Annotated in this window: 13 protein-coding genes; 7 read left to right on the top strand and 6 right to left on the bottom strand. The window is 70.4% G+C overall.

All coding sequences use genetic code 11. The features are described 5' to 3' along the window. Positions 1-17: 17 nt before the first annotated feature. Together ACFWHU_RS09425 and ACFWHU_RS09420 are read right to left on the bottom strand one after the other, a co-directional pair. Positions 18-1,328: a metallophosphoesterase gene (locus ACFWHU_RS09425; protein WP_385791749.1), complete on the bottom strand. Its 1,311-nt coding sequence runs from the start codon at positions 1,326-1,328 to the stop codon at positions 18-20. Positions 1,329-1,364: 36 nt separating this feature from the next. Continuing rightward, positions 1,365-1,679, bottom strand: a complete 315-nt coding sequence (locus ACFWHU_RS09420; protein ID WP_385791384.1) for an SCO4848 family membrane protein — start codon at positions 1,677-1,679, stop codon at positions 1,365-1,367. Between the two features lie 151 nt (positions 1,680-1,830). Between ACFWHU_RS09420 and ACFWHU_RS09415 the strand changes: the two genes are divergently transcribed. Further along, positions 1,831-3,126, top strand: coding sequence for a D-alanyl-D-alanine carboxypeptidase family protein (locus ACFWHU_RS09415; protein WP_387224516.1), 1,296 nt, complete (start codon positions 1,831-1,833; stop codon positions 3,124-3,126). Between the two features lie 227 nt (positions 3,127-3,353). Here the strand turns inward: ACFWHU_RS09415 and ACFWHU_RS09410 are convergent, their stop codons facing one another. Further along, a complete protein-coding gene (locus ACFWHU_RS09410; RefSeq protein ID WP_385791388.1) occupies positions 3,354-4,286 on the bottom strand; it encodes a YihY/virulence factor BrkB family protein in 933 nt (310 codons plus the stop codon). Positions 4,287-4,452: 166 nt separating this feature from the next. On the opposite strand from ACFWHU_RS09410, the gene ACFWHU_RS09405 reads away from it, so the two are divergent. After that, positions 4,453-5,829 carry an FAD-binding protein gene (locus tag ACFWHU_RS09405; RefSeq protein ID WP_387224515.1) on the top strand — a complete coding sequence of 459 codons (1,377 nt, stop codon included), beginning with the start codon at positions 4,453-4,455 and terminating at the stop codon, positions 5,827-5,829. A 93-nt stretch (positions 5,830-5,922) separates the two neighbouring features. Next, complete coding sequence (locus ACFWHU_RS09400) at positions 5,923-6,678, top strand: decaprenylphospho-beta-D-erythro-pentofuranosid-2-ulose 2-reductase (protein ID WP_385791392.1); 756 nt, start codon at positions 5,923-5,925, stop codon at positions 6,676-6,678. A 68-nt stretch (positions 6,679-6,746) separates the two neighbouring features. On the opposite strand, the gene ACFWHU_RS09395 is transcribed toward ACFWHU_RS09400, so the two are convergent. Together ACFWHU_RS09395 and trpS are read right to left on the bottom strand one after the other, a co-directional pair. Continuing rightward, positions 6,747-7,343 (bottom strand): 2'-5' RNA ligase family protein, encoded by a 597-nt coding sequence (locus tag ACFWHU_RS09395; protein WP_078075436.1) that lies wholly within the window; start codon positions 7,341-7,343, stop codon positions 6,747-6,749. A 315-nt stretch (positions 7,344-7,658) separates the two neighbouring features. Next, positions 7,659-8,678 (bottom strand): tryptophan--tRNA ligase, encoded by a 1,020-nt coding sequence (gene trpS / locus ACFWHU_RS09390; RefSeq protein ID WP_385791394.1) that lies wholly within the window; start codon positions 8,676-8,678, stop codon positions 7,659-7,661. A 69-nt stretch (positions 8,679-8,747) separates the two neighbouring features. Between trpS and ACFWHU_RS09385 the strand changes: the two genes are divergently transcribed. The 4 genes from ACFWHU_RS09385 (at position 8,748) to rocD (ending at position 12,475) form a co-directional block, all read left to right on the top strand. Then, entirely contained in the window at positions 8,748-9,389 is a 642-nt protein-coding gene (locus tag ACFWHU_RS09385; RefSeq protein WP_387224514.1) for an RNA polymerase sigma factor, read from the top strand. Further along, the gene (locus ACFWHU_RS09380; protein WP_387224817.1) at positions 9,382-10,287 is read left to right on the top strand and encodes a hypothetical protein; all 906 of its coding nucleotides are present in this window, start codon (positions 9,382-9,384) and stop codon (positions 10,285-10,287) included. Before ACFWHU_RS09385 ends, ACFWHU_RS09380 begins: the two co-directional genes overlap by 8 nt. 106 nt (positions 10,288-10,393) lie before the next feature. After that, positions 10,394-11,128 carry a hypothetical protein gene (locus tag ACFWHU_RS09375; RefSeq protein ID WP_387224513.1) on the top strand — a complete coding sequence of 245 codons (735 nt, stop codon included), beginning with the start codon at positions 10,394-10,396 and terminating at the stop codon, positions 11,126-11,128. Positions 11,129-11,269: 141 nt separating this feature from the next. Continuing rightward, positions 11,270-12,475 (top strand): ornithine--oxo-acid transaminase, encoded by a 1,206-nt coding sequence (rocD, locus tag ACFWHU_RS09370; protein WP_385791400.1) that lies wholly within the window; start codon positions 11,270-11,272, stop codon positions 12,473-12,475. A gap of 64 nt (positions 12,476-12,539) precedes the next feature. On the opposite strand, the gene ACFWHU_RS09365 is transcribed toward rocD, so the two are convergent. Beyond that, positions 12,540-13,721: a glutathionylspermidine synthase family protein gene (locus tag ACFWHU_RS09365; protein ID WP_385791402.1), complete on the bottom strand. Its 1,182-nt coding sequence runs from the start codon at positions 13,719-13,721 to the stop codon at positions 12,540-12,542. Positions 13,722-13,731 lie beyond the last annotated feature (10 nt).

Here is a 13,731-nt window from a genome sequence, read left to right as displayed (position 1 = left end):
GGCCCGCCGGCCGGCCCTCACGCCTGGCGGGACGCCAACTGCACGACGGTGATGTCCGCGGGCGCCCCGACCCGCACCGGCGGGCCCCACGCCCCGGCACCGCGCGTCACATAGAGCGCGGTGTCGCCGTACTGCTCAAGACCGGCCAGGGTCGGGTTGGCCGCCTGCGCGATGTAGTTCACCGGCCACATCTGGCCGCCGTGCGTGTGTCCCGACAGCTGAAGATCGATGCCGTGCTTGACGGCGTCGTGGATGACGACGGGCTGGTGCGCGAGGAGTACGGACGCCCTCGCCGGGTCACGTCCGCCGAGCGCCTTCTGGAAGTCGGGGCCTTCGCCCTCCTCCTCGCCCGCGATGTCGTTGACGCCCACCAGATCGAACCCGGCGATCTCCACGCGGGCGTTCTCCAGCGGGTGCAGGCCCAACTCCCGTACGTGGTCGACCCATTCGCCCGCATTGCCGAAGTACTCGTGGTTTCCGGTGACGAAGTACGAGCCGTGCTTCGCCCGCAGCCCGGCCAGCGGCTCGGCCGCCGACCCCAGGTCGGCGACGGTCCCGTCGACCAGGTCGCCGACGACGGCGACGAGGTCGGGGTTGGTGGAGTTGATGGTGTCGACGACGCGCTGCGCGTGGGCCCTGCCCAGCAACGGGCCGAGGTGAATGTCGCTGACGACGGCTATCCGGTAGCCGTGCGCGGCGCGCGGCAGCTTCGCGAGGGGCACCGTGACGCGCTTGACGCTGGGGCCGCGCAGCACGTTCGACGCGCCGTATCCGACGGTGGCGAGCGCGGCCGCGGCCGCGGCGCCGCCGACGACACGGGAGACGAAGAGCCGCCGGGAGGGATCGGGGGCCGGGGCCGCGGGGTTTTCAGGGGTGGCGGTGTCCGCGCCCTTGTCGGTGCCCTTGTCCGTGTCCGCGCCCTTGTCGGCGTCGGGACCGGAGGTGGCCGGTGCGTTCGACGGCGCCGGCGCGCCGACGGTCGCCGGCTCCTCGACGGGCGCGGTCTCCGGGGTCCTGCATGCCGCCGCCCGGCGGTCGAGCACCCGGCGCAGCACCGGTCGTACGGCTTCGCCCACCAGCAGTGCCAGCAGCAGGTACAGCAGCGTCGCCAGCCACATGTACGCGGGCCAGCCGAGGATCTGCTTCAGCGCGAACGGCGTCTCACCGCGGCCCACCCCCACGCCGGCGACGGTCAGGACCGGCAGCAGGATCATCACGGCGGTGCCCGCCTTGCGGGCCGTACCGCCCGCCACTGTCGTGTCGCGGACCAGGCGCCGCCATATGTAGTAATGCGCGCCCGCCACCAGTGTGACGGCGACGAGCGCCATCAGAACAACCACGACGATCACAAGCCGGTCCCCTTTTTATCCCTGTCGCTGTCTCTGTACTACGTGCTCGTCGCCGGGTTCGTTCCTCGGCTCGTGCCGGGATTCACGGCACGACTCCTGGCGCAAGGCGCGGACTCCACGGAACCCCACCGCCCCAACTCCCGTCCCCAGAAGGAAGGACGTAATGGCGAGCAGCAGATGCACCCAGAAGTAGCCCGTGGGGTCACCGGCGTCGTCGAAGGCGAGTCCGCTGCCGTCCTGCCACAAATTCTTGACGAAAGTGATCCAGATGAACCAGCTCCACACCCCGAAGGCGAGCAGGAACCAGGACACGGGGCGGCTGAGCTTCATGGATCCAGTATCGCCGGAGCCCGCGCCACCGCTTCGCCGGGGGCTGCCCGACGAGGGTCGATGGCCGGAAAGTGGTCTGTCCCAGCGGTGGAAGCGGCGGGTCCGGCCGCCGGTGTTCGGATCGACCGTCAGGCCATGTACGTTTCCGACCGTGTCCGCATTGAAAAAGACCGCGTTGACGGTCCTCGCCGCCGCGTTGCTGCCCGTTCTGACCGCCGCGCCCGTCCTGGCGGACGACGCGGACACGGACAAGTCGCAGGACAAGCAGCCGAAGCCGCCGGCGGCGATGTCGACGGTCGGCGGCACCCTGCTCGGCAAACCCGGCACCCAGGTGAATCTCGCCGCCGGTGTGCCGGTCCTGCCGAAGAAGCTGACCGGCAGGTCCTGGATCGTCGCGGACGCCGAGAGCGGTGACGTCCTTGCCTCGCACAACGCGCACTGGCAGCTGCCGCCCGCGTCCACGCTGAAGATGCTCTTCGCCGACACGGTCCTGCCCATGCTGCCGAAGGACCAGTCACACAAGGTGACGAGCGCGGATCTGGCCGATGTCGGTGAGGGCAGCAGCCTCGTCGGCGTGAAGGAGGAGAGCACGTACACCGTCCACGATCTGTGGATGGGCGTGTTCCTGCGCTCGGGCAACGACGCCGTGCACGTCCTGTCCGAGATGAACGGCGGCGTCCCCAAGACGGTCGCCGACATGAACAAGCACGCGGCCGAGCTCAAGGCGCTCGACACGCACGTCGTCTCGCCGGACGGTTACGACGAGAAGGGGCAGGTCTCCAGCGCGTACGACCTCACCCTGATCGCCCGCTCCGGGCTCCAGAAGAAGGACTTCCGAGAGTACTCGTCGACCGTCAGGGTGCAGTTCCCCGGCGAGGAGAAGAAGGCGAAGAAGGGCAAGAAGGCCCCGAAGCGCGAGACCTTCGAGATCCAGAACACCAACCGGCTGCTGACCGGTGACGCGGGCCTGGACCCCTACAAGGGCATCGCCGGCGTCAAGAACGGCAACACCACCAACGCGGGCTCGACCTTCACCGGCGTCGCCGAGCGCAACGGCAAGGTCCTCCTGGTCACGGTCATGAATCCGTCCGGGGAGGAGAGCCTGGCGGTCTATCAGGAGACGGCCCGGCTGATGGACTGGGGCTTCACCGCCGCAGGAAAGGTCCAGCCGATCGGCGAACTGGTGAAGCCCGGATCGGCCGGCGACGGCTCCGACAAGGAGGCCGTCGGGGACAAGGAATCGGGCGGCAAGGGCGAGGCCGGCGGCGACGGCGGGACGGACCAGGCTTCGCTGGGCGACAAGGCCTCCGCGTCGTCGGGCTCGAACGGCATGGGGATCGCGGTGGCCATCACGGGCGGCGCGCTGCTGCTGCTGGCGGCGGCGGTGTTCCTGGTGAACCGCCGCTGGCCCCTCCCGGACCTGGTCAAGCGCCTGCCGGGCCGCTAGGTCGTGTCTTCAAAGTAGCGCCGTCCGCCCGCAGGGCGGGGCCCGCGGTGGCTGGTGCGGTGCATCGCAAGGCGGAGGATCGTGTTCGTACTGGGCGTACTTGGCCGACTCCGACAACGCGGCGAGGTGCCGTGCCAGGCGTCGCGGGCCAGGCGGGACTTTGAAGACACGGCCGAGGTCGTGTCCGGCGGATCTTCGGGGGCCGGTCAGGCCCCGGGCCCACATCACTACCCGCCCGGGGCGACCGCCGCCGAATCCGTCGCGTCGTCGTCCGTCCCGGAGGTGTTCCGCTCCCCCTCGGACGGCTCGTCCTTGCTCGGCGTCGCCGTCCAGGCGGCGCAGAACAGCATCAGCTTCGCCGTGAAGTTGATCCACAGCAGCAGCGCGACCGGCACCCCGAACGCGCCGTACAGGCTCTTGCCCGCCACGTCGCGCACATAGCCGCCAAGCAGTAGCTTGAGCAGTTCGAAGCCGATCGCGCCGATCACCGCGGCGACGATCAGCCGGCGCCGCGGCGGATGCACGCCGGGCAGCAGCGTCAGCACGTACAGCAGGATCAGGAAGCCCGCGACGGCCGCGACGACGATCGCCGCGATCTGGAGCAGCACACCGCCCGCGCCGCCCTCCGCGATGCCGAGCCGGTCGGCGCTCCAGCCGACGGCCGTCGAGCCGAGGGCCGACGCGCCGATCGAGGCGAGCGCGGTGACGCCGAGGCCGACGAGGATGACCGCGTCCTTGGCCTTGAGTACGAAGGGGTTGCCCTCGTCCGCGTCGTCCAGCTCCCACACGGCGCGCAGGCACTCCCGCATCGAGCCGACCCAGCCGATGCCGGTGAACAGCAGCAGCGCGCCCGCCACCAGGCCCACCGTGCCCGCGTTGGCGACCAGCGAGTTGAGATCGAGCTGGTCGGAGATGCCGGGCACCTGGTCGGTGAGCTTGTCCTGGAGCCGGTCGAGCTGGTCCTTGCTGAGCAGCGCGGCCCCGATCGCGGCGCTCACGGTGATCAGCGGGAAGAGCGCCAGGAAGCTGATGAAGGTGATCGCCGCCGCGAGCCGGGACCAGTGCGTCCGGTCGAGGGTCTCGTAGGAACGCCAGGCGTGCGTCAGCATCAGCCGGGCCATGAGCGGCCCGACGACGGGGAGTTTTTTCAGCCAGTCCATGACGGAGACCTGCCCTCGGATCGGAGAACCAACGGTCGGGTACCCCGGATGCCGATTCTCACGTCAGCACTCGACATGACTCACCCAACCACCCATTCATACGAGTACGGCAGCAAATACGGCTTATAACGCAGAGAATTACGTTTAGGGCGATACCGTCTCGACCATGTCTGCCGAGATCGCCGAGCCCGTCACCGACGACTTCGTCTCCGTCACCGGCTGGGGCCGCACCGCCCCTACGGCCGCCGCCCGTCTCGTACGGCCGCGTTCATACGAGGAGACGGCGCGGGCCGTACGCGACTGCGGTACGCGCGGCGGCATCCCGCGCGGACTCGGCCGCGCCTACGGCGACGCCGCGCAGAACGCCGGCGGCTCCGTCATCGAGATGACCGCCCTGGACCGCGTCCTGTCCGTGAACACCGAGGCCGGCACCGTCAGCTGCGAGGCGGGGACCAGCCTGCACCGGCTGATGGAGGTGCTGCTGCCGCTCGGCTGGTTCGTGCCGGTGACGCCCGGGACCCGCCAGGTCACGGTCGGCGGCGCGATCGGCGCCGACATCCACGGCAGGAACCACCATGTGTCGGGCTCGTTCTCCCGCCACGTACTGTCCCTGGACCTGCTGACCGCCGACGGCTCCGTACATAAGGTCGTCCCCGGCACGCCGCTCTTCGACGCGACGGCGGGCGGTATGGGGCTGACGGGAGTGATCCTGGCGGCGACGTTCCGGCTGCACCCCGTCGAGACCTCGCTGATGTCCGTCGACACCGAACGCGCCGCGGACCTCGACGATTTGATGGCCCGTCTCACCACGTCGGACCACGCGTACCGCTACTCGGTCGCATGGATCGATCTGCTCGCCCGCGGCTCCTCCTTGGGACGCTCCGTCCTCACCCGTGGCAACCACACGCCACTCGCCGAGCTGCCCGCGCGGTCCCGCAGACGGCCGCTCGCCTTCCGGCCCACCCGGCTCCCCGGCGCGCCCTCCTACGTACCCGAGGGGCTGCTGCGACGGAAGACGGCCGAGCTGTTCAACGAGCTCTGGTACCGGGGGGCGCCGCGCCGGCGGACCGGCGAACTCCGGCGCGTCCCCGCCTTCTTCCATCCGCTGGACGGCGTGCCGCACTGGAACCGTCTGTACGGGCGCGGCGGCTGCGTCCGGTACCAGTTCGCCGTCGGGCACGGTCAGGAGGAGGCGCTGATCCGGATCGTGCGACGCATCGTCAGGCGCGGCTGCCCCTCCTTCCTCGCCGTGCTCAAGCGTCTCGGCGCGGGTGATCCCGGCTGGCTGTCCTTCCCCATGGCCGGCTGGACACTCGCGCTGGACGTCCCCACCGGCCCGGCCGGCCTCGGCTCCTTCCTCGACGAGCTGGACCAGGACGTCGCCGCCGCCGGGGGCCGGGTCTGTCTCGCGAAGGACTCGCGGCTGCGGCCGGAGCTGCTGGCCGCGATGTATCCGCGACTGGAGGAGTTCCGGGCGCTGCGGGCCGAGTTGGACCCGCGCGCGGTCTTCGTCTCCGACCTCTCCCGCCGTCTCTCGATCTGACGCCTCGGCCACCCGCCCCGAAATCCTCGTCCCGGCCCCGCCTCAGCCCCCATGAGGCTCATCCCGCACCCTCGCTGCAAGGAGCACCGCACCATGAAGGACGCCTTCGGCATCCCGCAGTCCCTGCTCGTCCTCGGTGGCACGTCCGAGATCGCGCTGGCCACGGCGCGCCGGCTGATCGCGCGCCGCACCCGCACGGTCTGGCTGGCCGGCCGCGCGTCGCCCGCGCTCGACACCGCGGCCGAGCAGCTGCGCACCCAGGGCGCGGACGTCCGCACCGTCGACTTCGACGCGCTCGACCCGGCCTCGCACGCGGAAGTGCTCGGCAAGGTCTTCGCGGAGGGCGACATCGACATGACGCTGCTCGCCTTCGGTGTCCTCGGCGACCAGGCGCACGACGAGGCGGATCCGACGGCGGCCGTCAGGGTCGCGCAGACGAACTACACAGGCGCGGTCTCGGCCGGTCTGGTGTGCGCGGCGGCGATGCAGACGCAGGGGCACGGTTCGCTGGTGGTGCTGTCGTCGGTCGCCGGCGAGCGGGCGCGGCGCGCCAATTTCATCTACGGGTCGAGCAAGGCGGGCCTGGACGCGTTCGCGCAGGGGCTCGGGGACGCGATGCACGGCACGGGTGTGCACGTGATGGTCGTGCGGCCCGGCTTCGTACGGACGAGGAGGACTGCCGGGCTGGAGGAGACACCGCTGGCGACCACGCCGGAGGCGGTGGCGGCGGCCGTGGAACTGGGGCTGCGGCGCCGCTCGGAGACGGTGTGGGTGCCGGGGGCGCTGCGGGTGGCGATGTCGCTGCTGCGGCATCTGCCGAGGCCGCTGTTCCGGCGGCTGCCGATCTGAGTCCGTACGGCTGACAGGACGAGTTTCGTACGGAGGTCGGTACGGGGTCGGTACGGCCCTCCGTACGGCTACTGACGCAGCGAAGAGGTAGCGGGCAGGTCGACGGGGGTGCTCTGGGAGGGCACTCCCGTCATCTCCGTGCCGCCGCCGAAGACGTACTCGTGCAGCATCCGCCACACACCGTCCGAGCCCTGCTCGTACAGCCCGAAGGACGTGCAGCTCCAGCGGGCCGTGTAGTCGGCCAGCTCCTCGTACGCCCGGTCCATCGCCTCCTCGGAGATGGCGTGCGCCACGGTCACGTGGGGGTGGTACGGGAACTGGAGTTCGCGTACCAGCGGCCCGGACGCCTCCCTGACCCGCTTCTGGAGCCAGGTGCACGCCGAGCCGCCCTCGACGACCTGGACGAAGACCACCGGCGACAGCGGGCGGAAGGTGCCCGTGCCGTAGAGCCGCATCGGGAAGGGCCGGCCGGCCGTGGCGACCGAGGCGAGGTGCGCCTCGATCGTCGGCAGCGTCGAGGCGTCGACCTCGGTCGGCGGCAGGAGCGTGACGTGGGTGGGAATGCCGTGCGCGGCAGGGTCGCCGAAGCCCGCGCGGCACTCCTGGAGCAGGCTGCCGTACGGCTCCGGGACCGCGATCGAAACGCCGAGCGTTACGGTCCCCACGTCGTTCTCCTCAGTCCTTGTGTGTGCCGGTGATGCGGTATGCCGGTGATGCGGTATGCCGGTGGTGCGGTGTGCCGGTGGTGCGGTGCGGCGGTGATGCTTCGTGCGGGCGGTGCTGGTGCTGCGGGTGTGGCGGTGGTGCGTGGTGCGGTCCGGGTGTGGCCGATTCCGTCCCTGCGCCAGTGTCGCGCGCACACCGTTCTTCTGGCCAGGGTCCTTGGTCAGCAGTACGCGGACGGCGCGTATGCGGTATGGCGGCGCCGACGGTCGGCCGGGGCGGGCGAGCCGGGATCGGCACGCCCGCCCCGGTGCGTCTCAGTGCTTCGCGGGCAGGAAGCCCATCCGGTCGTACGCCTGGGCAAGCGTCTCCGCGGCGACCGTGCGGGCCTTCTCCGCGCCCTCGGCCAGGATCGAGTCCAGCGTCTCCGGATCGTCCAGATATTCCTGGGTGCGGCTGCGGAAGGGTGTGACGAAGTCGACCGTGGCCTCGGCCAGGTCCACCTTCAGGGCGCCGTAGCCCTTGCCCTCGTACTTCTTCTCCAGATCCGCGATGCTCGCGCCCGTGAGCGTGGAGTAGATCGTGAGGAGGTTGCTGATGCCGGGCTTGTCCGCGGCGTCGAAGCGGATCTCGGTGCCCGTGTCGGTGACGGCGCTCTTGATCTTCTTCGCGGTGACCTTGGGGTCGTCCAGCAGATTGACCAGGCCCTTCGGCGTGGACGCCGACTTGCTCATCTTGATCGACGGGTCCTGGAGGTCGTAGATCTTCGCGACTTCCTTGACGATGTGCGGCTTCGGGATCGTGAACGTACTCCCGAAGCGGGTGTTGAAGCGCTCGGCGAGGTCACGTGTCAGCTCGACGTGCTGGCGCTGGTCCTCGCCGACCGGGACGGAGTCCGCCTGGTAGAGCAGGATGTCGGCGACCTGGAGGATCGGATACGTGAAGAGTCCGACCGTGGCGCGGTCGGCGCCCTGTTTCGCGGACTTGTCCTTGAACTGCGTCATGCGGGAGGCCTCGCCGAAGCCCGTCAGACAGTTCATCACCCAGCCGAGCTGGGCGTGTTCGGGTACGTGACTCTGGATGAACAGCGTGCAGCGCTGCGGGTCGAGACCGGCGGCGAGGAGTTGCGCGGCCGCGAGCCTGGTGTTGGCGCGCAGGTCGGCGGGCTCCTGCGGCATGGTGATCGCGTGCAGGTCCACGACCATGTAGAACGCGTCGTGATCTTCTTGCAGCGCCACATACTGCCGGATCGCACCGAGGTAGTTCCCGAGATGGAACGAGCCTGCGGTGGGCTGGATACCGGAGAGCGCGCGAGGACGAGTGGCCATGTTGGACATTCTCTCAGGTGGGGCCGCCAGGTCGGGACAGGCTGGGAACCGATCTGGGGTGAGCGGTGTATCAAAAGAGTGAGGACACGGGAGGGGACCCTGGAGGGGGGCCGCATCCTGACGGTTGCGGATGAATCGACTGTCATCGCGCGTGTGCGTTCCGGGGAGCGGGAGGCGTACGCGGAGCTGGTGCGCGCCTATACGGGGATCGCGCTGCGGGTGGCGGTGGCCTGCGGCGCGGGGGCGGACGCCGAGGACGTGGTGCAGTCCGCGTTCATCAAGGCGTATCTGTCCCTGGGTAGCTTCAAGGACGGCGCGTCGTTCCGCCCCTGGCTGATACGGATCGTGGCCAACGAGACGAGGAACACCGTGCGGTCGGCGGTCCGGCTGCGCGCCGTGGCGGGGCGCGAGGCGGCGCTGTCGCGGGGTGAGCCGCTGATACCGGAATCGGCCGATCCCGCGGTTGCCGCGATGGAGGAGGAGCGGAGCGCCGAGCTGTGGGCCGCGCTCGACGAGCTGAGCGACGACCACCGCGATGTGGTGGCGTGCCGCTATCTGCTGGAGATGAACGAGGCGGAGACGGCGGAGGCGCTGGGCTGGCCGCGCGGCACGGTGAAGTCGCGGCTGAGTCGCGCGCTGAAGCTGATGGGCGGGCTGCTGGCGTCCGAGTCCGAGTGGGAGACGAGGTCGAAGAAGGGAGGGGGTGACGGACATGGATGACGGCGAGCGTGAGGATCTTGCCGAGGAGCTGCGGGCGCTGGGGCGCGGTATGCGGGTCCCGGATGTCGACGGAGAGACGATGGCCGAGCGTGTTCTGGCCCAGCTCCTCGCCGACGCGGCGCCCGTACCGGCACCGGCACCGGCACCGGCACCGGCATCCGATCCGGTATCCGACCCGACACGCGACCCGGTATCCGGCCCGGCCTCGGCTCGGGTCTCCGGGTGGGCGGCTCGGTCGGCGCGGCTGCGCCGACTGCTGCGCGGCAGATGGCGAGCGCTGGCGGCCGGGGTCTCGGGACTGCTGGTCGTGCTGGTGCTGACACCGCCGGTGCGTGCGGCCGTGGCCGACTGGTTCGACTTCGGCGGGGTCCAGGTGCGGTACGACCCGACGGCGACGCCCGGCCCGCGCGCGCCGGTGCCGGGCTGCGGCGATCCGATGCCGATCGCGGAGGTGGAGCGGCGGGCCGGATTCGCACCGCGGATCCCGGCCGGGCTCGGAGAGCCTGACCAGGTGTCGCTGGACGGCGTGTCGGCGGGTCGTCCGGTGGTGAGTCTGTGCTGGACGGACTCCGGCGGCCGGACCATACGGCTGGAGGAGTTCCGGGCCGGTCTGGACCTGGGGTTCTCGAAGCAGGTTCGGCAGATGCCTCAGTGGCTGGTCCTGCACCCGGGGGAATTGAACGAGTCGACGGGTCTGTGGTTCGCCGATCCTCATCTGCTGCGATTCCGGTTGATCGACAACCGGGGTGAGGGCTGGACACGGTCGGCGCGGACGGCTGGCCCCACATTGCTGTGGGAGGACAGCGGCCCGAGCGGTAGCGGCGAGCCGCTGACACTGCGGCTGGAGGGCGTGGAGTCGATGGAGCGCGCGACGGCTGTCGCGCGGTCGACGCGCTGACCGAAGCCGGTGAAGGCGATCGGGAACCGGTTCGGCTCGGGCGGTGTACAGGAAGTGACGCGAAGGCGGTCCGGAGGGTCCGGGCCCGGCGTCGGCAGGGGGAATCATGCGACTTCGACGTACGAGCACGGTTCGACGGCTCGCGGCTCTCATCGCGGTGACGGCGCTGACCTGGGTGTTCGCCCCGAGCGCGGTGGCCGGTGGCCCCACGAGCGTGCTGATCGCCTCTCCGGAGAGCGCGGAGACGGCCTCGCTGTACCACAGCGACGCGGAGTACGAGGCGCTGTCGCGGCAGCTCGGCGGTGAGGGGATGGGGGCGCTGCCGGAGGGCCGGAAGAAGCGGCCGGGGTCGCTGGACTCGGCGATGGGCTCACGGCAGATCAATGTGACGTGGATGGTCCACGATGTGCAGCCCTGGCGACTGGACCGGGTGTATCCGAGCGCGGACACCTCGGAGATCTGGATACATACGTCGACGGACATGCGGGGGACGGAGACCGGCGTATGGCACCGGGCGGAGGAGCCGGCCGCGCTGCGGGCGCTGCTGAAGAAGATCGGCGTCATGGGTGAGAAGACCGCGCAGGGGGCCGGCGCGGCGGTGCCACCCGCCGGGGAGACGGAGAAGACGGAGGCGACACGCGAGACGGACGAGGTGGACGAGGTGGCCGGGGTCTCGTCCGGCGGCACGGACGGCTGGTGGTGGGCGATACCGGCGCTGGGGGCCGGAGTGGTGCTGGGTCTGGTGCTGCGACCGCTCGCGGGACGACTGCCTCGACCGCCGTATCGACGGGGCGGGGGAAGGCCCGAGGCGGGTCCGCGCGGGCAACTGCTGGACGTGTGATCCAACCCGACCTGCCTGCGGGGTTGTCTCCCAGGGCACGCCGGGGGCAAGGTTTCTTCGTCCACACTGGCGAGTGACGATAGAAACAGGGGCGCCACCGCGCCCTGACCGGATGGCTTGGCTCGACCGAACGGAGAACCCGTGGCGACAACGGAGAGTGCCATCGCCTCTGCGGAGGCGCACAGCGCGCACAACTATCACCCGCTGCCCGTCGTCGTCGCCTCGGCGGACGGCGCATGGATGACCGACGTCGAGGGGCGACGCTTCCTCGACATGCTCGCCGGCTACTCGGCGCTCAACTTCGGCCATGGCAATCGGCGCCTCATCGACGCCGCCAAGGCCCAGTTGGAGCGGGTGACGCTCACCTCACGGGCGTTCCACCACGACCGGTTCGCCGAATTCTGCACCCAGCTCGCCGAGTTGTGCGGCATGGAGATGGTGCTGCCGATGAACACGGGCGCGGAGGCGGTGGAGACCGCCGTGAAGACGGCCCGCAAGTGGGGCTATCGGACGAAGGGGGTGCCGGACGGCACCGCCAAGATCATCGTCGCGGCGGACAACTTCCACGGCCGTACGACCACGATCATCAGCTTCTCCACCGACCAGGAGGCCCGCGCGGACTACGGGCCCTACACGCCGGGCTTCGAGATCGTTCCATACGGGGATCTCGCCGCGCTCGACGCCGCGATGACGGACAACACCGTCGCCGTCCTGCTGGAGCCGATCCAGGGCGAGGCGGGGGTGCTGGTGCCGCCGCCGGGCTATCTCGCGGGCGTACGTGAGCTGACCCGGTCGCGGAACGTGCTGTTCATCGCGGACGAGATCCAGTCCGGTCTGGGCCGGACCGGTAAGACCTTCGCCAGTGAGCACGAGGGCGTGGTGCCCGACATGTATGTGCTGGGCAAGGCGCTCGGCGGCGGTGTGGTGCCGGTGTCGGCCGTGGTGTCGTCGAGCGAGATCCTCGGGGTGTTCCGGCCCGGGGAGCACGGTTCGACGTTCGGCGGGAATCCGCTGGCGTGTGCGGTGGCCCTTGAGGTGATCGCGATGCTGCGCACGGGTGAGTACCAGCAGCGGGCGGCGGAGCTGGGTGATCATCTCCACCATGAGCTGGGGCTGATGGCGACCGGCGGCGCGGTGGAGGCGGTGCGCGGCAGGGGGCTCTGGGCCGGGGTGGACATCTCTCCGTCGTACGGCACGGGCCGGGAGATCTCCGAGAAGCTGATGGGGCGGGGGGTGCTGGTGAAGGACACCCATGGGTCGACGATCCGGATCGCCCCGCCGCTGGTGATCAGCAAGGAGGACCTGGACTGGGGCCTGGAGCAGCTGCGGGCCGTTCTGGCCCGGTAGGTGTCGGGCCCGCTGGGCGCGGGGCACGGGGCGGTGGCCGGCGGGGCCGGCCGCCGACCCCCGCCTACAGGATGACGTGCGGGAGGAAGCGGGCGTACTCGTCCGTGATCAGGCCCGACGATTCCCGGATGCCGAGGCCGGCCGCCTCGTTCTCGACGACCCAGGCGCCGAGTACGACACGGTTGCCGTCGAAGTCGGGCAGGGGCGCCAACGCCTGGTAGCAGCAGGCCTCTTGGCGCACCACCGGGGCGTGACCGGGCTCGTGGACGGTGACTCCGGCGCCCTCGCGGCCGAGCAGGGGCTTGGAGACATAGCCCCCGTCGAGGGCGAGTTCACGCGGCCCGTCGAGGTAGGCGGGCAGCAGATTCGGGTGGTCCGGGTTGAGCTCCCAGAGGATCGCCAGCAGCGCCTTGTTGGAGAGCAGCATCTTCCAGGCGGGCTCTATCCAGCAGGTGCTGCCGGTGCCGCCACCGTTGTCGAGGGTGTCGAGCACCTGGGGGCCGAAGCGGTCCGTGGTCAGCCACTCCCACGGATACAGCTTGAAGCAGCTGCGGATGAAGCGCAGCCGGTCGTCGACGAAACGGCCGGTCAGCTTGTCCCAGCCGATCTGCTCGACGGACAGGGCCTCGGTTTCGAGACCCGCCTGCTGGGCCGTCTCGCGCAGATACGCGACGGTCATCAGGTCCTCGCCCAGCTCGTCCCCGTCGGAGTGGGCGAAGTGCAGAGGTCCCGGCGGAAGGAGGTGTGCCTGGCGGCGCCAGGCGTCGATGAGCCGTTCATGCAGGGAGTTCCACTGGTCGGCGCCGGGGAAGCGTTCCTCCATCCAGAACCACTGGGGGCTGGCGGCCTCGACCAGGGACGTGGGGGTGTCGGCGTTGTACTCCAGCATCTTGGCCGGGCCGGTTCCGTCGTAGCGGAGGTCGAACCGGCCGTAGATGGACGGCAGTTCGTCCCGGCGGTGCCAGGACTCGGCTATCAGCGCGACCAGTCGGGGGTCGGTGATGCCGAGATCGGCGAAGCGGTCGTTCTTCACGATGTGCCCGGCGGCGGCGAGGCACATGGCGTGCAGTTCCTCGACGACGACTTCGAGTGCCTCGACCTCGGGAAGGGAGAAGACGTAGTAGGCGCTCTCGTCCCAGTACGGCCGCAGGGAGTCGTCCGGGTAGCGGGTGAGCGGATAGACGAGCCCCTGCTCCTCGACCGTCTGCTGCCAGCCGGGGCGTGGCTCGATGGTCCGACGCTGCATCATCGTGCGC

Origin of the sequence: Streptomyces sp. NPDC060366 (assembly GCF_042725135.1) — a bacterium.
Taxonomy (GTDB): domain Bacteria; phylum Actinomycetota; class Actinomycetes; order Streptomycetales; family Streptomycetaceae; genus Streptomyces.
Note: the sequence above shows the minus strand (reverse complement) of the source record. Positions and strands in the feature narration are given on the sequence as shown.